The organism is Caminibacter pacificus (assembly GCF_003752135.1).
Lineage (GTDB): Bacteria > Campylobacterota > Campylobacteria > Campylobacterales > Nautiliaceae > Caminibacter > Caminibacter pacificus.
The window spans coordinates 72,754-93,705 of record NZ_RJVK01000004.1; the positions used below are offsets into that span (position 1 = coordinate 72,754).

The 20,952-nt window shown below is 31.8% G+C and carries 26 protein-coding genes; 20 read left to right on the plus strand and 6 right to left on the minus strand.

The window, feature by feature from the left end; translation table 11 throughout:
- Window position 1: 1 nt before the first annotated feature.
- Together EDC58_RS07930 and EDC58_RS07935 are read left to right on the plus strand one after the other, a co-directional pair.
- Entirely contained in the window at window positions 2-1,132 is a 1,131-nt protein-coding gene (locus EDC58_RS07930; protein WP_123352979.1) for a CDP-glycerol glycerophosphotransferase family protein, read from the plus strand.
- Window positions 1,132-2,001, plus strand: a complete 870-nt coding sequence (locus EDC58_RS07935) for a glycosyltransferase family 2 protein (RefSeq protein ID WP_123352980.1) — start codon at window positions 1,132-1,134, stop codon at window positions 1,999-2,001. The genes EDC58_RS07930 and EDC58_RS07935 overlap by 1 nt, the downstream gene beginning before the upstream one ends.
- Here the strand turns inward: EDC58_RS07935 and EDC58_RS07940 are convergent.
- Genes EDC58_RS07940 through EDC58_RS07965 form a run of 6 tightly spaced genes read right to left on the minus strand, consistent with a single transcriptional unit; the run spans window position 1,988 to window position 8,217 of the window.
- Entirely contained in the window at window positions 1,988-2,818 is an 831-nt protein-coding gene (locus EDC58_RS07940; RefSeq protein WP_123352981.1) for a lysophospholipid acyltransferase family protein, read from the minus strand. The genes EDC58_RS07935 and EDC58_RS07940 overlap by 14 nt on opposite strands.
- Entirely contained in the window at window positions 2,802-3,569 is a 768-nt protein-coding gene (locus tag EDC58_RS07945; RefSeq protein WP_123352982.1) for a hypothetical protein, read from the minus strand. The genes EDC58_RS07940 and EDC58_RS07945 overlap by 17 nt, the downstream gene beginning before the upstream one ends.
- The gene (locus tag EDC58_RS07950) at window positions 3,566-4,666 is read right to left on the minus strand and encodes a hypothetical protein (protein ID WP_123352983.1); all 1,101 of its coding nucleotides are present in this window, start codon (window positions 4,664-4,666) and stop codon (window positions 3,566-3,568) included. Before EDC58_RS07950 ends, EDC58_RS07945 begins: the two co-directional genes overlap by 4 nt.
- Complete coding sequence (gene ispD / locus EDC58_RS07955) at window positions 4,659-6,041, minus strand: 2-C-methyl-D-erythritol 4-phosphate cytidylyltransferase (protein WP_123352984.1); 1,383 nt, start codon at window positions 6,039-6,041, stop codon at window positions 4,659-4,661. Before ispD ends, EDC58_RS07950 begins: the two co-directional genes overlap by 8 nt.
- A gap of 24 nt (window positions 6,042-6,065) precedes the next feature.
- On the minus strand, window positions 6,066-7,067 hold the full coding sequence (gene murG, locus EDC58_RS07960) for an undecaprenyldiphospho-muramoylpentapeptide beta-N-acetylglucosaminyltransferase (RefSeq protein WP_123352985.1): 1,002 nt from the start codon (window positions 7,065-7,067) through the stop codon (window positions 6,066-6,068).
- Window position 7,068: 1 nt separating this feature from the next.
- A complete protein-coding gene (locus EDC58_RS07965) occupies window positions 7,069-8,217 on the minus strand; it encodes an FtsW/RodA/SpoVE family cell cycle protein (RefSeq protein WP_123352986.1) in 1,149 nt (382 codons plus the stop codon).
- A gap of 89 nt (window positions 8,218-8,306) precedes the next feature.
- Between EDC58_RS07965 and flgB the strand changes: the two genes are divergently transcribed.
- From flgB to EDC58_RS08055, 18 genes are all read left to right on the plus strand, one after another.
- A complete protein-coding gene (gene flgB / locus EDC58_RS07970; RefSeq protein WP_123352987.1) occupies window positions 8,307-8,735 on the plus strand; it encodes a flagellar basal body rod protein FlgB in 429 nt (142 codons plus the stop codon).
- A gap of 9 nt (window positions 8,736-8,744) precedes the next feature.
- Window positions 8,745-9,242: a flagellar basal body rod protein FlgC gene (gene flgC / locus EDC58_RS07975; RefSeq protein ID WP_123352988.1), complete on the plus strand. Its 498-nt coding sequence runs from the start codon at window positions 8,745-8,747 to the stop codon at window positions 9,240-9,242.
- A 9-nt stretch (window positions 9,243-9,251) separates the two neighbouring features.
- Window positions 9,252-9,545 carry a flagellar hook-basal body complex protein FliE gene (fliE, locus tag EDC58_RS07980; protein WP_123352989.1) on the plus strand — a complete coding sequence of 98 codons (294 nt, stop codon included), beginning with the start codon at window positions 9,252-9,254 and terminating at the stop codon, window positions 9,543-9,545.
- Complete coding sequence (locus EDC58_RS07985) at window positions 9,545-11,254, plus strand: peptidoglycan D,D-transpeptidase FtsI family protein (protein ID WP_123352990.1); 1,710 nt, start codon at window positions 9,545-9,547, stop codon at window positions 11,252-11,254. Before fliE ends, EDC58_RS07985 begins: the two co-directional genes overlap by 1 nt.
- Entirely contained in the window at window positions 11,241-12,332 is a 1,092-nt protein-coding gene (locus EDC58_RS07990; RefSeq protein ID WP_123352991.1) for a mechanosensitive ion channel family protein, read from the plus strand. The genes EDC58_RS07985 and EDC58_RS07990 overlap by 14 nt, the downstream gene beginning before the upstream one ends.
- On the plus strand, window positions 12,329-13,630 hold the full coding sequence (locus tag EDC58_RS07995) for a hypothetical protein (protein ID WP_123352992.1): 1,302 nt from the start codon (window positions 12,329-12,331) through the stop codon (window positions 13,628-13,630). Before EDC58_RS07990 ends, EDC58_RS07995 begins: the two co-directional genes overlap by 4 nt.
- 86 nt (window positions 13,631-13,716) lie before the next feature.
- The gene (locus EDC58_RS08000) at window positions 13,717-14,139 is read left to right on the plus strand and encodes an Hsp20/alpha crystallin family protein (RefSeq protein ID WP_123352993.1); all 423 of its coding nucleotides are present in this window, start codon (window positions 13,717-13,719) and stop codon (window positions 14,137-14,139) included.
- 79 nt (window positions 14,140-14,218) lie between these two features.
- Complete coding sequence (locus EDC58_RS08005; protein WP_123352994.1) at window positions 14,219-15,502, plus strand: NCS2 family permease; 1,284 nt, start codon at window positions 14,219-14,221, stop codon at window positions 15,500-15,502.
- Between the two features lie 216 nt (window positions 15,503-15,718).
- Window positions 15,719-15,832 carry a 50S ribosomal protein L36 gene (gene rpmJ, locus EDC58_RS08010; RefSeq protein ID WP_007475222.1) on the plus strand — a complete coding sequence of 38 codons (114 nt, stop codon included), beginning with the start codon at window positions 15,719-15,721 and terminating at the stop codon, window positions 15,830-15,832.
- Between the two features lie 3 nt (window positions 15,833-15,835).
- A complete protein-coding gene (rpsM, locus tag EDC58_RS08015) occupies window positions 15,836-16,204 on the plus strand; it encodes a 30S ribosomal protein S13 (RefSeq protein ID WP_123352995.1) in 369 nt (122 codons plus the stop codon).
- A gap of 10 nt (window positions 16,205-16,214) precedes the next feature.
- Window positions 16,215-16,607 (plus strand): 30S ribosomal protein S11, encoded by a 393-nt coding sequence (gene rpsK / locus EDC58_RS08020; RefSeq protein WP_123352996.1) that lies wholly within the window; start codon window positions 16,215-16,217, stop codon window positions 16,605-16,607.
- A gap of 2 nt (window positions 16,608-16,609) precedes the next feature.
- Window positions 16,610-17,236, plus strand: coding sequence for a 30S ribosomal protein S4 (gene rpsD, locus EDC58_RS08025; protein WP_123352997.1), 627 nt, complete (start codon window positions 16,610-16,612; stop codon window positions 17,234-17,236).
- A gap of 13 nt (window positions 17,237-17,249) precedes the next feature.
- Complete coding sequence (locus EDC58_RS08030) at window positions 17,250-18,254, plus strand: DNA-directed RNA polymerase subunit alpha (RefSeq protein WP_123352998.1); 1,005 nt, start codon at window positions 17,250-17,252, stop codon at window positions 18,252-18,254.
- Complete coding sequence (gene rplQ / locus EDC58_RS08035; protein ID WP_123352999.1) at window positions 18,251-18,625, plus strand: 50S ribosomal protein L17; 375 nt, start codon at window positions 18,251-18,253, stop codon at window positions 18,623-18,625. The genes EDC58_RS08030 and rplQ overlap by 4 nt, the downstream gene beginning before the upstream one ends.
- 76 nt (window positions 18,626-18,701) lie before the next feature.
- On the plus strand, window positions 18,702-19,001 hold the full coding sequence (locus EDC58_RS08040) for a NifU family protein (RefSeq protein WP_123353000.1): 300 nt from the start codon (window positions 18,702-18,704) through the stop codon (window positions 18,999-19,001).
- On the plus strand, window positions 18,976-19,341 hold the full coding sequence (locus tag EDC58_RS08045; protein WP_235823204.1) for a hypothetical protein: 366 nt from the start codon (window positions 18,976-18,978) through the stop codon (window positions 19,339-19,341). The genes EDC58_RS08040 and EDC58_RS08045 overlap by 26 nt, the downstream gene beginning before the upstream one ends.
- Window positions 19,316-20,527 (plus strand): UDP-N-acetylmuramoyl-L-alanyl-D-glutamate--2,6-diaminopimelate ligase, encoded by a 1,212-nt coding sequence (locus EDC58_RS08050; RefSeq protein WP_123353001.1) that lies wholly within the window; start codon window positions 19,316-19,318, stop codon window positions 20,525-20,527. Before EDC58_RS08045 ends, EDC58_RS08050 begins: the two co-directional genes overlap by 26 nt.
- 89 nt (window positions 20,528-20,616) lie before the next feature.
- Entirely contained in the window at window positions 20,617-20,952 is a 336-nt protein-coding gene (locus tag EDC58_RS08055) for a (2Fe-2S) ferredoxin domain-containing protein (protein ID WP_123353002.1), read from the plus strand.

Below are 20,952 nucleotides of genomic sequence, written 5' to 3' on the forward strand. Positions count from 1 at the left end.
AATGGGATTATTACATAAAAAAATTTTTTCTTTTTTTAATTTTTTAAAAAAAGATGAGAATAAATTTTTATTTGTCGTAAAAAAAAGAACTTATCTTAGTGGAAACTTACTTGCATTTTTAATTTTTATGTTGGATAAGAATAAAGAATTAATTGTTTTTAAACATGGAAAATGTGCCATGCAAGTAAAAAATTTTTTAATAAAACAAGGGGTGAAAGTTTATGAAAATTCTTTTAATTTAAAAGATGTGGCTACATCAAAGTACGTATTTGTTTCACATTCCCCATATGATGCGTATATTACAGATAATAAAGATCGATATATCATAAATCTTTGGCATGGTGTACCTTTTAAAAAAATAGGATTATTAATTCCGGGAATAACAGCTAAAAAAAGGGAGAAAATCATTAAAGAAAATGCATTAATAGATATGGTTATATCATCATCAGATAAAGATAAGGAAGTTATGGCTGAAGTTTTTGGAATTGATGAAGAAAAAGTAAAAGTTACTGGGCTTCCAAGGTATGAATTTTTATTTAAAAGTTATGAGATTACAAAAGATATGGAAAAAAGATTAAAAAAGATTAAACAAAACAAAAAACTTGTTCTTTATGCCCCAACATTAAGGGAGAAAATAAATGATCCTCTTGAGCAGATTTATGAAGAGGAGTGGAGAAAAATTGATTCTTTTGCCAAAGCAAATGAGATCGTATTTGCTGTTAGGAGTCATTATTACGAACAGCATTCTTTTAATGAAATCGTAAAAAAATTTGATAATATTGTTTTATTAAACCATAAAGATTTTTTTGAAACTAATACGATTTTAAAATATACTGACTTACTTATAAGCGATTTTTCTAGTATTTGGATAGATTATTTACTTTTAAATAGACCAATTGTAGGTTTTGCGAAAGATTTTGAACATTTTATGAAGAATGAAAGAGGCTTTTTATATGATTTTGATTCTACATTCCCGGGTAGCTTTGCAAAAAACGTAAATGAAATGCTTACATACATAAAAAATGATATTGGTAAAAAGATTGAATATCCACAAAAAAGACTTTTTCATAAGTATGATAAAAATTTTTCTAATTATGTATATAATGAAGTAAAAAAATTAAAAGGTAAATAATGATTGATTATTTTTTTCATAAAATAAAAACTCCTGTAAAAATTTGTTTTGTGATGGTTGTTAAAGATGAAGAAGAAAAAATAAGGGAGAGTATAATTTTTCATCATAATTTAGGCGTGGATAATTTTGTAATAGTAGATAATGGTTCAACCGATAATACTATTGATATAATAAAAGAATTGCAAAAAGATATTTCAATTGAATTATTGCATCAACCAGGTATATTGCAACAAGCAAAATTTATGACAAAAGCTATAAAGCTTGCAAAAAGAAAATATAACCCAGATTGGGTTATTAATAGTGATGTTGATGAATTTTGGGTGCCTATTGATAAAAATAAGAGTTTAAAAGATATATTGAATTTTAAAGGGGGAGTGCTTTTTGTAAGAAGAAATAATATGGTGATGTATCATGGGCTTAAGAATTGGAAAGAAGCTAAATATAGAGTGGCTAATCCTATTTGCAGAGAAGAAAATTTTAAAAATAATTTTTTATTAGGAAAAATTGGAAGAAAGGTTATTGTGAATCCTCATGGATATTTTAAGACTAATACAGGGAATCATAGTGCGGAACATATAGCATTTTGGAAAAAAAAGGAATTAAAAGATTTATTAATTTATCATTATCCGATGAGAGGATGGAAATATTTTGAAAATAATGTAAAAAATAGAATAAATGTATTAAAAAATGGGGGTAAATCTGGTGCCCAATATAAAAAATATATGAAAGCATATGAGGCTGGAAAGTTAAAAGAACTTTATGAATCAATGTTTTTAAGCTTGAGTGAAGTGGAATGTCTAAAAAAAATGAATATCCTAAAAGAAGATACTACGATAATTGATTTTTTTAAAAAATTTAACCTTTATTAATATTTTTCCATCTATTGTGAAACCAATAATATTGATCAGGATATTTTTTGATCATTTCTTCAATTATATCAGCTTGCCATTGAGTGAAGTCTTGAATTGAGTCATTTTTTGTAAATATTCTTGAAGGTTTGAATTCTATTACGTATTTACCTTCTTTTTTATAACTAAAACCAGGGACTACGATTGCTTTTAAACTTTTTGAAAGTTTACTAACAGCTGGATTAAAAGGGGTATTTGGAATAAAAAATTTAACTTTAAGTGCTGTTGAAGCATTTGAACGTTGATCTATAAGTACTCCTAAAATTCTTTTTTCGTGAAGAAGTGATTTTACTATTTCACGTGAGCTTCTTTTTTTATTTATAAGCTTTATATTTTCATTGCCTCTAATTTTTTTAAAGAAATTATTAATTTTAGGGTCTTCTATTTCTCTCATAACGACAGCCATTGGTTTTTTATATCTTTTTACAATAACTTTGGGGCTAATTTCCCAATTTCCAAAATGAGCAGTTACTAAAATAACAGGTTTATTAGATTTAAGAGCTGTTATAATATATTCTTCTCCAATTATTTCTATTTCATTCAGTTTTTCAGGATGTTTTTTAAACTCAATTGTGTCTTCAAAAAAAGTTAAAAAATTCTTATAGGTATTTTTTGCAATTTTTATTTTTTCAGGTTTTGATTTATGAGGAAATGCAATATTAAGATTTTTTAAAACTGTTTTTTTTCTGAAAAAATCAAGGTAATATATTAACCACCATATTTTGCTTAAAATTTTTAAGGAAGCTAATGCATAAAATATTCTAAATAGATAATACATCTAATACTTCTTTTTTAAAGTTATTGAGTTTGAAATTTCCTAAATAATATTCTTTGGCTTGTATTGTATTGATATTAAAATTTAAACTTTTTATTTCATTTAAACTTTGAATTTGTTTAATGAATTTGGTTGAATATAAGCTTATATTGTTAGGGTTATATATTACAATTTTTTTATTTGTAGAGAATAATTTTGGAGAAAAATTTTTTCTATGAACAATTAGATAATCTTTATAAGATATTATAATATTTTTATCTAATTTAAATTTTATTAAATTTAAACTATTAAATGTCCTTATGTTTTCAAGAATAGAGATGTTATGATTTTCAATTATTGTTCCAATATTTTTTATTATTAGGTGTCTTTTTTCAAAAGTTTTATAAATGTAATCTATTGAAGCTTCATTAGGGACCCAAATTTCATCATATGCTCTGAAGGATTTATTATATTTTATAAATTCATTTGATTTGTTCCCAATATATATATGTTTTAAGTTATTGAATCTTAATATATGAATATTTTTAGAAGAGTGTGTAGAGAAAAAAATAGTAGATAAATTTTTTTTATTTACAATGTCTTCTACATCTTGAGGAGATTTTGCATATATAATATTTAAATTTTTTTCAATTAATTTACAAAACAATGTTTTGTTTCTTATTAAATATAATGTTTTAAGATTTAATTTTTCAAAAATATTTGCCCATTTTAAAAAATTATTTAAATTTTTATCGGCATAATAAAATGTAATCATTTTGCTATCTTTCTTATTTCTTTAATAAACACATTATTTAATGTCAAATCTTTACTTAAGAAGTAGTCAATTGCCTTCTCTCTATTATTTGCTAAAAAATCGTTATTATTTAAAATTACTTCTTCAAATTTTTTTTTAAATTCTTTTAAATTAGAAAATGTATATGTATAATCTGATAATGAATATTTAGTTTTAGATAATTTAATATTTTTATTTTTTGGATAATAAACAAAAATAGGAGAATTTACACTTAAACATTCAGTTATTACCGCTGAAATATCTGTAATAAATAGATTTGATTGTTTTATGATTTCATTTACAGGATAAATTGCTTCGAAAATTTCTTTTTTATATTTAGTACTTAAGTTTGAAATATCTTGTTTAATATTTTCAATTTCTTTCTGTGTAGAACCAAGTCTGGGATGGTATTTAATGTGGAGTTTTTCTATAAAGTCATATTGGTTTAAATATTTAAATATATCTTTAATAATATATATTGATGAATAATCTTGTTCTTTGAATACTCCTTCCCATGTTGATAAGTATGCAATGTTTAATTTAGGAAATCTTTTTTTCCACTGAATTGAACTTAATTTTAAGTTTTCTTTTAAAGTAGGACGACCTACTTTTTTGTGCACTAAACCTTGATAATTAAATCCTGCATTTCTAAATCTATCAATGTGTGCTTCTCCTGCAACCCAATTTTCATCATAAATACGAAAAAACTTGTGAGCGCTCGCGGTTTTGTCGCTATCTCCATGACCAATAAAAACATGTTTTAAATTATTATATTTTAGTGTATGCATATTGTTACCAGTATTTGATAAATAAAAAATTGCTTTTAAAGGTAAAGCTTTGAAAATATTGTTTATATCTGTTGGGTTTTTTGCATATATTATAGATTCGTTTTTAAATCGTGTTTTTATTAGATCATAAACTTTTTTATGTCTAGTTAATATTGAAAATGAAACTTCACTTTCTTTAAAAGAGTTATACCACATATTAATATATGCTGATACATCTGTATTTTCACCAATATGTATAATAATTTTAGAATTTTTATTGAATTTATATTTTTTAAGAGTTTTCCTAAACATTATCCTGAACTTTAATATCAATTATTTGTCCTGTGAAGTTAAAAAGTAAAGTATTAATAGTAGTGTATGCTACATCAATTGGGTTAAGTAGGGTATTAGGATCTTCTTGTCCAAAATTTTTAACTCTCATTGGAGTTAATGTTCTTTCAGGATTTATACAATTAACTTTAATATTTTTGTTTTGCCATTCTTCAGCTAAAGCTTGAGTTAAGTTAACTATCGCAGATTTAGTAGAACTATACAAAGAATAAAAAGCTCTTCCTCTTGTATATGAGCTGGATGTAAAGTTTATTAAGTGTCCTTGAGTTTTTTCTAAAAATTTATATGATTCTTTTGCTATATAAACTGCTCCTAAGTAGTTTATTGAAGTTATTTTTTGGATTTCTTCATATGATGTTTGAGTTAAAGGTTTTTTGATTAAAATCGACGCTGTATTAATTATATAATCAATTCTTTTAGTCTTTTCATATGTTGAACTTAAAGCATATATAACATCTTCTAATTTCGATACATCTGTATTAGTTTCTGTTCTAGAGAAAGAATAAATTTTTGTTCCATATTTTTTAGCAATTTCTTTTATTTCTTTTCCAATTCCATATGAACCTCCAAAAATTACCATTACTTTATTTTGCAAGTTTTTAATATATTCTTCATCAGAAAACTTATGTTTTATTTTTATCGTTTTAAGTTGAAATAATTTATCTGCTATATAAATATCTTGCGGATGGGTGATTTTTATATTTTTAACATGACCTTTTACAACATAAATAGGTTCTTCTGGCAAATATTTTTTTACTATACCACAATCATCAGTAGGTTTAAAATTGTTGTCTTGCTGTGCTAATTCATAAGCTTTTTTGATTGTTTTAAGTTTAAAAGCTTGGGGTGTTTGGCCTTGCATCATAGCTGAGCGAGGAGGAATTTTTTTTATATAATTGTTTTCAACTTCTATTATAGTGTCTGTAGCTGGAATTGCTACGTCTATAGCATTGTAAATATTAAGATTTTCAATACATTCATCAATTATATTTTGGTCTAAAAATGGTCTTACTGCATCATGAAATAGCAAATTTATATCTCTCTCGTTTTCATAAGCTTTAATAGCTGCTAATGAGGAATCTTTTCTTTCTTTACCGCCATTTAAAATTTTTGAAACTTTTTTAAAATTATTGTTTAAAACGATTTCTTCTATTTTATGTTTCCATTCTGGATGAATTACAATACATATTTCGTCAATATTATCATTTTTTTCAAATACATCTATGGTATGCTCTATTATAGTTTTTCCTGCAAGCTTTGTAAATTGTTTAGGTATATTACCACCAAATCTACTTCCAACACCACCGGCTAAAATAACTGCAATATTCTTAGGCATATATCTCCTCTTTTTTTTTTAAAATTATATCAAAATCCTATCCGCGATATATTTCGCTCCCTCTTTTTTATTGACGTTTTTTAGATTTTTTGACATCTCTTCAAGGTTTAAGTTCAAAATTTTATCTAAAATCTCAATTTTTAGTTCGTTTTGTCTGATTACCAAAGCGGCGTTTTTATCCGCAAGAAATTTTGCGTTGTGGTATTGGTGGTCTCCTGCGGCGTATGGATAAGGTACGAAAAGAGTGGGGATTTGGTTTGCCGCAAGCTCGAAAAGAGTCGAAGCGCCCGCACGGCTTATTGCAAAATCGGCTTTTTCTATTTTTTCGATGAGGTTTTTATCAAAATCAAAAACATCTGCTTCAATTGAGTTTTTTTCATAGAAATTTTTTACTCTCTCAAAGTCTCTTTTTCCGCTTTGGTGGATGATTTTTATATTTTTTTGCTTTAATAGGGGAGCTATTCGTATGGCAAAATCGTTGATTGCTACGGCTCCTTGGCTTCCTCCTAAAAAAATTATGGTTTTTAGCTCTTTTCTGATTCTTGCTCTTTCAAAAAACTTATCTTCAACAGGGTACGGGTCATTGTAGAGGAAAGTATTGAAAAACTTTTTTGAAAAAGGTTTTAAGATTTTATTAAGCGAGCCTATGTGGGCGTTTTGTTCGTGGATAAAAAGCGGTGTGTTTGAAAAAATAGCTCCAAAACTCGCAGGTGCCGCGCTATATCCGCCTACGCTAAATACCGCTTTTACGTTGTGTTTTTTTATTATTTTTTTAGCTTCGAAAGATAGTTTTATTATGTTTGATAGGGAGTTTATTTTTCCGAGTCCTTTTTTATTAACTACACCGCTTGAATCTAAAAAATATTTTTCACTAAAGCCCTCGTCTTGAGCGAACCACTCTTTGTCCGCACCTTTTGTCGAGCCGACATAAATCGGTTTTATCCCTTTTTTGTTGAGTTCTTCTTTTATTACTTTTGCGATTTTCAGATGTCCTCCCGTGCCGCCTCCGGTGATTAAAATATTCACTCTACTCCTTTATATATTTCGCTCTTTTGCTTATCATCAAAACCATACCTATTGCGGTACAAAGCGCCATAAGAGAACTACCTCCGTAGCTTAAAAACGGCACGGTCAAACCTTTGATAGGAATCAAAGAGGTAACCCCAAGGCCGTTTATAATAAATTGAATAGCTATCAAACTGCCGACTCCAAGAGCAAAAAGTTGATACTCTTTTTTTTCGCTTCTAAAAGCGATTTTGAAAATTCTATAAATCAGATACCCGATTAAAAACGTAATAAGTCCTATACCGATAATTCCCGTTTCTTCGGCAATTCCGGCAAGTACGAAATCCGTATGCACGTCGCTTAAAAATCCTAACTTGAATATTCCGTTACCAAGGCCAGTGCCGAATATACCGCCGTGATGAATCGCGTTCATCGATTGAATCACCTGTCCGTAGTTTGCGCTTGAGCCGTCAACTATAGGCTGAGGCAAAAAGTTCGAACTTGCCGTATATAGCCAGTCTTTTATACGTTTGAATCTATACGGCGCAAAAAGAATTGCCGGGACAATTATAGAAACTGCGGCAAGCACCATAACCCCGAATGTTTTAAGCTTACCTCCCGCAGCCAAAAGCATTAAAATAAAAAGACTTATCATTACGAAAACTTGCCCTAAATCCGAAAGCATAAAAACTATCAAAATCCAAAAAAGGCCTAAGAAAATCAAATGAGGCAAAAACTGCTTGATATCTTCTTTTAGGTTTCTTGTTTTTTGGATTTTTCTGGTGAAAGACCATGATAAAAAGAAAATAACCCCGATTTTAAAAAATTCAACCGGAGAAAATTTAAAAGGTCCTATTTTTATCCATCTTTTCGCTCCGTTAATGATAGGAGCTATACTTTCTGGTAAAAAAGGAAGTACTAAAACCAAAATTCCCGATATGACGAATATTATCCATCCTATTTTGTTAAACCACTTATCAGGGTTTAGGTTTGCAAGGAGAATCATTATTAAAAATCCGACACTTCCGAATAAAATGTATCTTCCTAAAAAATGGTATTCGCTTAGATGTCTTCTCATTTCCAAAAACACCGGCAGCGTAAAGGAAAACACCGCACCTGCAAGCATTAAAACGGCTACGATTATAAAAATTTTATGGTCTACTTTTTGCAAATTAATAACCTTTGGATATAATATTGATAAAATTTTAGCATAATAGTTTTGGGAATGTTTTTTGCTTGCTATCGTAAAAAGGCTTGAAAATGGCATTTGAAATCAGCAAAAGTTTTGATATTTTAGAAAAATCTCTTTACTATCGAAAAATCAGACAAGATATGATAGCAAGCAATATAGCAAACGCTGATACGCCTTATTATCGTCCAAAAGACATCAGATTTGAAGAGGCGCTCGAAAAAGAAGTTAATCAAAAATTCGGAATTAAAGATAAAACGTTACAATTAGCCGTAACGAATCCTCGCCATTTGGAACCAAAAAGTTTAAGCGACTCCGCAAAACCGATAGTTTTCTTTAGAGACGGGCATTTAGCAAGAAACGACGGAAATAGTGTTGATATCGACGTAGAAATGAGCGAAATGGCTAAAAACAATATGGCCTATAACGCTTCGATTGCCGCTCTTAGAAAAGATATAGAGCTTTTCAAAGCGGTTATCGATTCTACAAGAAACCTATAAGGTTAAAAAATGGGATTTTTAAATAGTTTCGATATTTCTGGATACGGACTTTCGGCTCAAAGGTTCAGAATCAACATTATTTCCGAAAATATTGCAAATGCCAATACGACAAGAACGCCGGAGGGTGGACCGTATAGAAGAAAAGAGGTTATTTTTAAAGCCGTGCCTTTTGAGCAACAATTGAATAACGAAATAGAACAAAACGCAAGATTTCACAAATACGAAAATCCTCTTGATGAAGAGGGTGAAGATTACGCAGTGGCAAAACCGCCTATTGAGACGGTAGTGGTGGATAAAGTCGTTAGAGATGATAGCAAACCGATTTTGAAATACGATCCGAGCAATCCTGATGCGGATGCAAACGGATATGTAGCGTATCCGAATATTAATCCGGTGGTGGAAATGGCCGATTTAATAGAAGCGACACGTGCATATCAAGCAAACGTAGCGGCATTTCAGAGTGCAAAATCGATGGCGCAAAACGCAATAGACATACTTCAGGCATAAGGATAGAAAATGGCTTTTATTAATAAAGTTGATAATTTAAATAACTTACAAAATATTTCTAAGACGAATAAAAAAGGCGACTCTTTAGATTTTGAAAAAATGCTAAAAAACGAGATAGATTCTACTAATAAATTACTTGAAGAGTCGGAAAAAGCACAAGCCGATATCGCAACAGGTCAAGTCGAAGATTTGGCAAGAGCGAGTATTACTATCCAAAAAGCCGAAATGAAAATGAAAATGATGCTTGAAGTAAGGAATAAAGCGATTAACGCCTATAAAGAGCTTATGAAAACTCAAATTTAATGAATAACAGAATTCCTGCAATATTTCTATTTTTTATCTTTTTTATCTCCGTTGTTTTCGCCGCTTTTGTGTTTTTGGCGATAGCAAAACCAAAGGGATATTTCACTCCTAAAATCAAAATCACCCAAAGTGCGGTTAGGGGAGATATCAAAACAAAAGATTATACCGTTGCAAAAAGTGAAAAATTATACGGAGTTTATGTTTATCCGAAATATTTGGACTCTGATAAAAAACAGCTTTTTTATACTCTTTTTTCAATTTACACGGATATTCCGGTAAGAGAGCTTAAAAGAGCTGTTATTATCGGAAAACAAAACGGCCTTAGCCGTATTAGAATAGCTACGGTGGATTTAAAAACCAAACAAAACCTGATATATCTTAGAAAAGTACTTGATAAAAAAAGAGTGTTTTTAACGGATAAACGTACAGGAATAAGACTTGGATACGAAATAGAGAGTCTTGATTTTAAAAGAGTTTATCCTTACAAAGATACTCTTCAACCGTTTTTGGGTAGATATAGAAAAGACGAAAGAAGAGGGGATAACGGGCTTGAGCTCTATTACAACGACGTCTTAAGCGCAAAACAAGACGGGTACAAAATCGGATATAGAGACGTATACGGAAATATCATTTATGACAAAAGCGCTAAAATAAAAAGACCTATCAACGGAAAAGATATCAAACTTAATATAAATTTGGCTTTACAAAGAAAAATAGAAAAACTTTTGAGTTTTCAAAAACAAAAGCTTCAAGCAAAAGAAGTCCTTGCGGCGGTAATGGATTCTAAAAGCGGGAAAATTTTAGCCATTGCAAGCTCAAACAGATACGACCCGGCTCACATTACTCCGAGAGATATTCCGAATATGAAAATAAGTGCGGTAAGAGAAGTTTTTGAGCCCGGGTCCGTTATGAAGCCGATTACTTTTGCCATTCTTTTGGAAAATAACAAAGTAAATCCGTATGAAGTTTTAAACGCTCATAACGGACGCTGGAAACCGGAGTGGAGAAAAACTCCGATTAGAGATGACGAGCCTTTTAAGTGGTTAAGTGCAGAGGATGCGATAGTCCATTCGAGTAATATCGTTTTATCCGAACTTTCTTTAAGGTTAACTCCCGATGAGTTTTTTAACGGACTTAAAAAATTCGGTTTTGCAAGCAGAACCGGTATCGATTTGCCTTATGAAGTAAAAGGAAGAATTAGGAGCAGAAGACTTTTAAACTATCCTATTTACAAATCAACTACGGCTTACGGATACGGAATTCTTGTGACGTTCGTGCAGCTTTTAAAAGCATACAACGCTTTTAATAACTACGGAATCGAAGTAACCCCTAGACTTGCAAATATGCCTAGTGAATCAAAAAGGGTTATGAGTGCTAAAAATGCCGAAATAATGCTTAAAATCTTAAGAAAAGTGGTTTTAAAAGGTACGGGTAAAGCCGCTATCGTAGATGGAATATTTACGGCCGGAAAAACGGGTACCGCTCATGTTTCTATGGGTAAAAAAGGATATCAGCAAATTTATAACTCTTCTTTTATCGGATTTGCAAACGACAAAAACCACCGTTATACCATAGCCGTTACGTTTTTCGATATCAAAGCCAAATGGCCTAATTATTTCGCTTCTCAAAGTGCCGTGCCTACTTTTAGAAAAATAATTGATATAATGATAAACGAAAATTTACTGAAGGAGACGAATGCAACAAAATAATTTCGAGTCGTTACTTAATATATTGAATTATAAATTTTTGTCTCTGCCACTTTATAAAATCATTTTGGCTTTTGTAGTTTTATTTCTTTTTTTGGCTTTAAGAAGAGCTTTTACGTTATATATTTTGAAATTTTTTCGTTTTTTGGTTAGAAAAACAAAAACAGAACTTGACGATAAATTTTTAAAAGCCATTAAAAATCCTTTGAGGTTCGTTTTTGTTATTGCGGGACTTTATTTTTTCTTTTTGCTTTTGGAAGTCGATTATGGAATTGTAAATCATATATTAAAAGGCCTTTTGATTTTCGATATTTTTTGGGCGCTTTATAATATCGTAGGAGAATTCGAAGAGTATATTTATAAAGCTCTTGGGAAATTCGGAAGAGCTTCAAGGGAGTTCGTATCGTTTATTATTAAGCTTTTGAAAATTTTTATCGTATCTATCGGAATAATCGCTTTACTTCAGGATTGGGGTATAAATGTAACCGGTTTTTTGGCTTCATTGGGGCTTGGTGGTCTTGCTTTTGCGCTTGCGGCAAAAGATACGGCTGCTAATATTTTCGGAGGAATAGCGATTTTAACCGACAATATTTTTAAAATCGGAGAGTGGGTTAAAGTCGGAAACGTCGAGGGAATAGTGGAAGATATCGGTATGAGAACTACAAAAATCAGAGCTTTTGATAAAAGACTTATTATTTTACCGAACGCGACAATCGCAAATAGTGCCGTGGAAAATTACAGCAGACGCGATAAAAGAAGAATAATGATGAGAATCGGGCTTGTGTATAATACGCCTATAGAAACAATAAAAAAGATAACCGATGAAATAAGAGATATGCTATTAAATCATCCGGATATCGCAAAAGACGAGAGTTTATTAATCTATTTTGATCAATTCGAAGATTCGAGTTTGAGTATTTTTTGTTACTTTTTTACGAATACGGCTGTTTGGAAGGATTATTTGAGAATAAGAGAGGATATCAATCTGAAAATAATCGAAATCGTAGAAAGAAACGGAAGTGCTTTTGCATTTCCTAGCAATAGTATTTATTTTGAAACTCCATTAAAGATTGAAAAATGAAAAAAAGACAAGTTATTATAATTGGCGTTGTAGTTTTTTTATTATTGAGCGGCTTTTTGGTTTATAAATCACCTGTGGGTGCGGGGATTGTAAAAGAGTATATTTTTTCGAAAATTTCTTTTTTAAAAAACTTTGAAATTAAAAGTTTTAATTATTCTTTTAACAATTTTTCCATAGATTTGGAAAAAGATAACAATAAAGTTAGTATTTTCGGAAATCTTTTTCCTTTTAATGCGGTGTATGAAGCCAAACTCCTTGATTTGGAAAAGGTAACCAAAGATTTTAGAGGAAGTGTTTTATCAAGCGGTAATATTAAATACGAAGATGCGGTAAATATTTCGGGAAACGCTATTTTAGCTGATGGTTACGGAGAGTTTTTATTAAAACTTACAAACTCTTTAGGAGGTAATTTTAAAGGTAGCGGTTTTAATATTCAAAAACTTTTTTATATGGTTAAATTAAATTTTCCTTATCTTTTAGGAAATGTCGATTTGGATATCGATTTTGTGAATAATATGGCGAAAACCAAATTTATTCATAAAGGAAAACTTCAATTTAAAAATCTCACTATTCCGATTGAGCTTAACGGTAATGTTTTTATAATGGATAGGGAAAACTATAATCTCCAATCAAAATTCAAATCCGATTCCGGAAGCGGAGATATTTTCGTGACTTCAAAAAACGGAGTGCTTAGCGTAAAAGGTAATATTAAAAAAATGAAATTTATAAATTTAAAAGAGCTCACTTTATATCCTTTTCATTATCACGCGGATATAAGTTTTAATTATTCACAAAGCGATGATATTTTAAATTTTAAATCGGATACGTTTGAGGGATATTACAACAAAGAGATATATATTCAACTAAAAAATCAGCCTTCAAGCGATTTCTTTAAATATGTAAATATTACCCCTTTTATTGAAGGTGTGGTTACGGGAAGCATTTCTATCGGAGATAAAGGCAATTACGATATTTTATTTAATAATGCTAAATTTTTACCTAACAATTATACGAGATATATTTTAAGAACGTCCGGAGCTAATTTGGCTCAAAATCAGACTATTTTCGTAAAAGGCACTTTTGATAAATATCATTTAGTATTTAATCTTCTTTCAAAAACGAAAGATTATTCCTTAAGTGTAGAGGACGGGCTATATTCATATAACGGAAGTTTTAATTTTACGTTGTCTATCGTAAGACATAACAGATATTACAAATACGAAATAAACAATGCCGGAATAAAACTTATAAAAACTAAAAGTTTAGATACAACATCGTCAGAAACTTTAGTCTTTTAATATAAAGATACTTGACAAGATTGAATAAATTTGTTATAATTCCTCCAGAATTTGATAGATAAAAAATCTATCAAAAGGAGGGGAAAATGTGGCCAATGGTATTTGATCCGTTTAGAGAATTACAAGATATCGAAAGAAGAATCGGAGCTGTACTTCAAGCAAACAAACCTATTCAAAAAGTAGAAACATTTACACCTGCCGTTAACGAAAAAGTTGATGAGAAAGGTTATTATTTAGAAATCGACCTTCCGGGCGTTAAAAAAGAAAATATTGAAATCTCAGTAAACGACGGAGTTTTGACAATTTCCGGTGAGAGAAAACTTGAAAAAAAAGAAGAGGGAGAAAACTATACGAGAATCGAAAGCTTTTTTGGAAGATTCGAAAGAGCTTTCAAATTACCTGCTGATGCGGATTTAGACAATATCGAAGCTAAATACGAAGACGGTGTATTAAAAGTTTTCATTCCTAAAAAACAAAAACCGGAAGGTAAAAAAATCGAAATCAAATAACCTTTCTCTCGCCTTCTTTTAGCACTTTCTTAGCACTCTTTTTTGTTATTATCGTTTAAAATCCCTAAAAGGCGTTGTTATGTTTGAGAGAATATTTAAATTAAGCGAACACGGCACCAATGTTTCTACCGAAGTTAGAGCCGGATTTACTACGTTTCTTGCAATGATGTATATCGTACCTGTAAACGCCTCTATTATGAGTCTTACCGGAATGCCTTTTGATGCTTTAATCACAGCGACAGCCGTTGTTACTATTATTTCGACGATTTTAAACGGGTTTTGGTCAAATACTCCTGTTGCTATGAGTGTAGGTATGGGACTGAATGCTTATTTTACGTTCGGACTTGTAAAAGGAATGCATCTGCCTTGGCAAACGGCTCTTGGAATCGTAATGATTTCGGGGCTTATATTTTTAGCGCTTTCTTTGACAAGATTTAGAGCTTGGGTATTCGAATCCGTTCCCATTGATTTAAGACGAGCAATAAGTGCCGGAATAGGTGCTTTTATCGCCTTTATAGGTCTTAAGGGAATGGGTGTGATAGTCTCAAACCCCGCAACTTTCGTAACTCTTGGCAATCTTCATAATCCCGAAGTTTTGCTTGGAGTCGAAGGTTTTATATTGGCTGCTCTTTTTTATTCGTATAGAATAAAAGGTGCTTTTATTTTATCGATTGCATTGACTTCTATTACAGCATGGGTGTTCGGACTTGGAAAGTTGCCCGAGGGTATTATTTCTATGCCCGCAAGTATTGCTCCTATCGCTTTTAAATTTGATATTTGGGATGCTTTGAAACTTTCGTTAGTTCCCGTAATCGTTACGTTTTTGGTAACCGACCTTTTCGATACTATCGGTACTCTTGCCGGAATCGGTATGAGAGCCGGTCTTTTCAAAGACCCGAAAGAGCTTGAAAAAACCCTCCAAGCCGACGCTGCCGCTACGGTAATCGGTGCGAGTTTGGGGACTTCGACTACAACTTCTTTTATCGAAAGTGCAGCGGGTGTTGAAGAAGGAGGAAGAACGGGGCTTACGGCAGTTGTGACAGGGTTATTGTTTATTACGACTCTGTTTTTCTTACCTATATATAAAGCAATACCCGATAATGCGATTTATCCTATCTTGGTAATGGTGGGCGTTTTGATGTTCGGAGAGCTTAGAGATGTAGATTTTTCCGATATTACTACAAGTGTTAGCGTCTTTTTGACGGTAATATTGATGCCGCTTACTTATTCGATAACATTAGGGCTTAGTGCAGGTTTTGTTGTTTATTTCATATTGGCTTTACTTAGAGGTGAAAAAGAAAAAATTACTTTCGGTACCGCTTCTATAGCACTTATCGGGCTTTTGATGTTTATAGTGCACTAAAATTCCTTCTTAAAAGGAAATATCGTGACTAAAATTTTTGGTCACGAGCCTTTTTTTACTACGTTTTCACTTTTCACATTTTAATTATATGGTATAATTTCGTCCCCCTAAACTGCAAAGAGGCTTTGCAAATGTCAAAAGGCACTTGCAAGGGCTGGTCTTTGAACCTATGGGGGCGTTTTTTTAAGCGGTCAAGAAGTAACCTAAGGAGATATTATGAAAGTTAGAGCATCAGTTAAGAAAATTTGCCCTAAATGCAAAATCGTTAAAAGAAAAGGTATTGTTAGGGTAATTTGTGAAAATCCAAGACACAAACAAAGACAAGGATAAAACATGGCGAGAATTGCAGGTATAGACTTACCAAAAAAGAAAAAAATTGAGTACGCTCTTCCATATATTTACGGAATCGGACTTACAACAAGCAGAAAAATTCTAAAAGACACTGGAATTGACCCTGAAAAAAGAGTTTACGAACTTACTGAAGAAGAAATTTCAATCCTAAACAAAGAAATCCAAAACAACTACATCGTTGAGGGTGAACTAAGAAAAATCGTTCAACTTAACATTAAAGAACTTATGGATTTAGGATGCTATAGAGGGCTAAGACACAGAAAAGGTCTTCCTGTAAGAGGTCAAAGAACTAAAACAAATGCCAGAACAAGAAAAGGCAAAAGAAAAACTGTCGGTGCAAAAGCGAAATAAGGGGTAGATGATGGCAAAAAGAAAACTTACTAAAAAGAAAAAAATTAAAAAACAAGTAGGACGTGGAGTAGTATATATTTCTGCGACATTCAATAACACTATGATTACTGTTACTGACGAAATGGGTAACGCACTTTGCTGGAGCTCTGCGGGAGCATTAGGTTTTAAAGGAAGCAAAAAATCAACTCCTTTTGCAGCTCAACAAGCGGTAGAAGACGCTATGGCAAAAGCCAAAGAATACGGAATTAAAGAAGTAGGTATTAAAGTACAAGGACCAGGTGGTGGTAGAGAAACTGCAGTTAAAACTGTAGGTGCAATCGAAGGAATTAAAGTATTATGGTTAAAAGACGTAACTCCTCTACCACACAACGGATGTAGACCAAGAAAAAGAAGAAGGGTGTAACGATGGCAAGATATACAGGACCTGTTGAAAGAATTGAAAGAAGATTAGGCGTTAGCTTAGAGCTTAAAGGTGAAAGAAGATTAGCTGGTAAATCAGCACTTGACAGAAGACCTTACGCACCTGGTCAACACGGACAAAGAAGAGCGAAAATTTCTGAATACGGACAACAATTAAGAGAAAAACAAAAAATCAAATACTATTACGGTGTACTTGAAAAACAATTTAGAAAATTCTTTAAAGAAGCTAACAGACAAGAAGGAAGTACAGGGGAAAACCTTATTAAACTTCTTGAAAGAAGGCTTGATAACGTAGTTTACAGAATGGGATTTGCGACAACAAGAAGATTCGCAAGACAACTTGTAACACACGGACACGTTTTAGTTAACGGAAAAAAAGTAAATATTCCTTCTTACCTTGTAAAAGAAGGTGATAGAATCGAAATTAAAGAAAAATCTAAAAACAACCCTCAAATTCAAAGAGCGCTTGAGCTTAGCGCACAAACAGGTATCGCTCCGTGGGTTGACGTTGATAAAGAAAAAGTAGTTGGCGTATTCCAAAGAGTACCTGAGAGAAGTGAAGTAAATATTCCAGTAGACGAAAGATTAGTAGTTGAGTTATACTCTAAATAATAGGGGCTAAAAAATGAATAAAATTAAAACAGAAATTTTGATTCCAAGTGAATTTTCATACGAAAAAAAGGATAACTTCGCAAGAATAGAAGTTTATCCTTTTGAAGCTGGTTTTGGAGTTAGCGTAGCCCATCCTATCAGAAGAACACTTATCGCTGCGACTACGGGATATGCTCCCGTTGCGCTAAAAATTGAAGGTGTTAAGCACGAATTCGACAGCCTAAAAGGTATGCTTGAAGACGTTGCGAGTTTTATTATTAATCTTAAAAATATCAGATTCAAAATCAAAGATTCTGAAAAAGACGAAGTGACTGTAGATTACACGTTCGTAGGACCAAAAGAGATTAAAGGCGAAGATTTAATCAATGACGACGTTGATGTCGTTACACCTGATGAGTATATTGCTACTCTAAACGAAGAGGGTGAGCTTAAATTAACTCTTATTATTAAAAAAGGTATGGGATTCGTAGCGGTTGAGAACTTTAGAGACCAACTTCCTGAAGGTTTCATCGGACTTGACGCATATTTCAGCCCGATTAAAAAAGTTGTATACAATATCGAAAATATGCTTGTAGAAGACGACCCGAATTTCGAAAAAGTGATATTCGAAGTTGAAACTGACGGACAAATCGACCCTATCGACGCGTTTAAAGACGCTATTAATAACTATTTGAACCAATTCAGCGTATTTTCTAAAGAATTTAAACTTGAAACTAAAAAAGTTGAAAACGTAGAATTACCTGAAGAATATAACGTATTATTCGAGCCAATCGATACGTTGAATTTAAGAAGCAGAAGCTTCAACGCCCTTGATAGAGCCGGAATCAGATTTATCGGTGAGCTTGTATTAATGGGTAAAGAAAAAATTGCTAATATCAAAAATCTCGGAACTAAATCTTTAGAAGAAATTTTTGAAAAACTTGAAGAAATCGGATTTAGTTTATCTAAGCCGCTACCTCTTGATATTAAAAAGGCAATTGAAGAGAAACTTTCTAAATTAAAGGAGACTGAGCAATGAGACATAGACACGGATACAGAAAGTTAGGTCGTGACAGCGAGCACAGACAAGCGCTTTTAAGAAACCTTGCTTGCGACTTAATTGAAAACGGTAGAATCGAAACAACTGTTCCAAAAGCAAAAGAACTTAGAAAATATATCGAAAAAATCGTAACAAGAGCTAAAAACGCGGATTTCAACACTCACAGATACGTATATTCAAAACTTGGAAGTAACGCAAGAGCTAAAGCGGCAACTCAAAAAGTTATCGAAGAAATCGCACCTAAATTCGAAAACAGAAAAGGTGGATATACAAGAATTATCAAAACAAGATTCAGAAGAGGTGATGCGGCTGAAATGTGTATCATCGAATTCGTAAGCGAAGAAGCTTAATCCTCTTTTTTTCTCCTCTTTTTTCATTAAAAACTAACAATTTTATGCTATTATAAGGCTAAAAAAAGGATAATGAATGGCTGATAACATTCCATTTTCAAACGAAGAATTAAAAGAAGCGGTTAGCGCAGTACTTGAAGAAGTTAGACCTATGCTTCAAATGGACGGAGGAGACGTAACTCTTATTGATGTTAGAAAACCTGTAGTTTTCGTACAGCTTCAAGGCGGATGCGTAGGTTGTGCGAGTGCGGGTGCGACATTAAAATACGGAATCGAAAAAGCATTAAAAGAAAAAATTCATCCTGAACTTGTAGTAATGAACGTACCACACGGATATGAGGATCAGCTTGATGAGCTCGTTAAATATTCGTTCTGATATAAAAGAATTATTAGAAGACGCAATCGCTAAAAAGGATTATCAAAGAGTGATGAAAATCCTAAGCGAGATATTAAAAGAAGAAACTATTCCTAATAATAACGAATTCGACGGTATTTTATTCAAAGACGTAAAAGAAATCGTCAAGAAAAAAGAGGATTTGGAAAATATTTTATTATCGACAAAAGTAATTTTCGAAACGAAAGAAGATTTATTAGAGTTTTTTGAAATGCTTTTAAAATATGGATTCAAAGAAAACGCAATAAGCTATTTTGAAGAGCTTTTACCGCTAATTAACGACATCGAGATAATTGATGGATTTAATTCACTACTTAAATAATTCACTTATTACGGACAATACCAAAGAGCTTGATTCAAACAAGCTCTTTTTAAAAACTTCCCAAAACTCAAAATATGCAAAAGATATAAAAAATTACATAACTCCAAAAGAGCTTCTAAAATCTCTAAATCTCAAAACGAAATTCATAGGAATTACAGGTACAAATGGAAAAACGACTACGGCTTTCGTTTTGGGATATTTATTGAATTCTTTAGGTTACAGCGTAGGAATTCAAGGAACGGAAGGTTTTTATTTCAACGGAGAATTAAAAGAGCCAAAAACTCTAACTACTCCTCCTATTTTTACAACAATAAAAAGAGCTTTTAAATACAAACCAGATTTTTACATAATGGAAGTTAGCTCTCATGCCATAGTTCAAGATAGAATCGAAGGGCTTGAATTCGAAGCGAAAATTATGACCTCTTTTTCTCAGGACCATTTGGACTTTCATAAGAGTATGGAAGAATACAAACAAGTAAAAGAGAGTTTTTTTCAAGATGAGAGTATTAAGATAATTAATGGAAAATGGAAAATGGAAAATGGAAAATTAATTATTGTGAATATCGGTGGGTATGATTTTAAAGTTAATCCAAATAATTTATATGTTTTAGAAAAACCTATTGTCGATGATATTCCTATGGCCGGAGAGTTTAATAAAATGAATTTTTCATTAGCGTTAAAAACAGCTTCGTTGCTTACGAATTCTTCACTTTCAACTTTTGATTTTTCACTTTTTAAGGGTGTTGCCGGAAGAATGGAAATAGTCTCAAAAGACCCTCTTGTTATAATCGATTTTGCCCATACGCCGGATGGAATGGAAAAAGTTTTGAGTGCCGTGGAGGGCAAAAAAATCGTAGTTTTCGGAGCCGGTGGAAATAGAGACAAAGATAAAAGACATTTAATGGGAGAGGTTGCAAGCAAATATGCCGATTATATTATCGTTACAAACGATAATCCTCGCTGCGAAAATCCTCAAGATATTGCAAAAGATATCATAAAAGGAATATCAAAACCTTATGAAGTGATTCTCGATAGAAAAGAGGCTATCAAAAAAGCTCTTAAATTAGCAAAAGAGAAAAATATGACTTTGATGATTTTGGGAAAAGGTGATGAAAAATATATGGAATTTTGTGATAAAAAAATACCTTTTAGCGACAAAGAAGCTGTTTTTGAATCAAAAAGCTGAAATTGTGATAAAATATCTAATAAAATATTTGATTTAATATTAATTTAATTTATTAAGATATAATCCGTTAAAAAACAAAGGAGTTAAGTATGCAAATGCCAAAACCAAAAAATATAATCTTTATGTGTCAGGTAAAAAGACCGCCGAACTTCCCAAAACCAAGTTGTGTTAGGGAAGGAAAAGAAGATTTGTTCCCTTATACTCAACAAAAAATGATGGAAATGGGAATCGACCCTATGACGAATTGGATAGTACCTACGGGGTGTCTAAACAGATGTAATTTCGGGCCGGTAATGCTTGTGGAGCCGGGAAGCTATATGTATGTAGACCTTGATAAAGCGAAGATTGACAGAATCTTAGAAGAGCATATCAAAAACGGAAATCCGGTAGAAGAGTATCTGATTCCTAAGGAATTCTGGGCGTAA

Coding starts and splice junctions, on each gene's coding strand:
- EDC58_RS08000 (WP_123352993.1), top strand. CDS start 13,717: ATGTGGCCAATGGTATTTGATCCGTTTAGAGAATTACAAGATATCGAA.
- flgC (WP_123352988.1), top strand. CDS start 8,745: ATGGGATTTTTAAATAGTTTCGATATTTCTGGATACGGACTTTCGGCT.
- EDC58_RS08030 (WP_123352998.1), top strand. CDS start 17,250: ATGAATAAAATTAAAACAGAAATTTTGATTCCAAGTGAATTTTCATAC.
- rplQ (WP_123352999.1), top strand. CDS start 18,251: ATGAGACATAGACACGGATACAGAAAGTTAGGTCGTGACAGCGAGCAC.
- EDC58_RS07990 (WP_123352991.1), top strand. CDS start 11,241: ATGCAACAAAATAATTTCGAGTCGTTACTTAATATATTGAATTATAAA.
- EDC58_RS08045 (WP_235823204.1), top strand. CDS start 18,976: ATGAGCTCGTTAAATATTCGTTCTGATATAAAAGAATTATTAGAAGAC.
- EDC58_RS08050 (WP_123353001.1), top strand. CDS start 19,316: ATGGATTTAATTCACTACTTAAATAATTCACTTATTACGGACAATACC.
- EDC58_RS07950 (WP_123352983.1), bottom strand. CDS start 4,666: ATGTTTAGGAAAACTCTTAAAAAATATAAATTCAATAAAAATTCTAAA.
- flgB (WP_123352987.1), top strand. CDS start 8,307: ATGGCATTTGAAATCAGCAAAAGTTTTGATATTTTAGAAAAATCTCTT.
- EDC58_RS08055 (WP_123353002.1), top strand. CDS start 20,617: ATGCAAATGCCAAAACCAAAAAATATAATCTTTATGTGTCAGGTAAAA.
- EDC58_RS07935 (WP_123352980.1), top strand. CDS start 1,132: ATGATTGATTATTTTTTTCATAAAATAAAAACTCCTGTAAAAATTTGT.
- EDC58_RS08005 (WP_123352994.1), top strand. CDS start 14,219: ATGTTTGAGAGAATATTTAAATTAAGCGAACACGGCACCAATGTTTCT.
- rpsM (WP_123352995.1), top strand. CDS start 15,836: ATGGCGAGAATTGCAGGTATAGACTTACCAAAAAAGAAAAAAATTGAG.
- rpsD (WP_123352997.1), top strand. CDS start 16,610: ATGGCAAGATATACAGGACCTGTTGAAAGAATTGAAAGAAGATTAGGC.
- EDC58_RS07995 (WP_123352992.1), top strand. CDS start 12,329: ATGAAAAAAAGACAAGTTATTATAATTGGCGTTGTAGTTTTTTTATTA.
- rpmJ (WP_007475222.1), top strand. CDS start 15,719: ATGAAAGTTAGAGCATCAGTTAAGAAAATTTGCCCTAAATGCAAAATC.
- EDC58_RS08040 (WP_123353000.1), top strand. CDS start 18,702: ATGGCTGATAACATTCCATTTTCAAACGAAGAATTAAAAGAAGCGGTT.
- fliE (WP_123352989.1), top strand. CDS start 9,252: ATGGCTTTTATTAATAAAGTTGATAATTTAAATAACTTACAAAATATT.
- EDC58_RS07940 (WP_123352981.1), bottom strand. CDS start 2,818: ATGTATTATCTATTTAGAATATTTTATGCATTAGCTTCCTTAAAAATT.
- ispD (WP_123352984.1), bottom strand. CDS start 6,041: ATGCCTAAGAATATTGCAGTTATTTTAGCCGGTGGTGTTGGAAGTAGA.
- EDC58_RS07985 (WP_123352990.1), top strand. CDS start 9,545: ATGAATAACAGAATTCCTGCAATATTTCTATTTTTTATCTTTTTTATC.
- EDC58_RS07945 (WP_123352982.1), bottom strand. CDS start 3,569: ATGATTACATTTTATTATGCCGATAAAAATTTAAATAATTTTTTAAAA.
- EDC58_RS07930 (WP_123352979.1), top strand. CDS start 2: ATGGGATTATTACATAAAAAAATTTTTTCTTTTTTTAATTTTTTAAAA.
- rpsK (WP_123352996.1), top strand. CDS start 16,215: ATGGCAAAAAGAAAACTTACTAAAAAGAAAAAAATTAAAAAACAAGTA.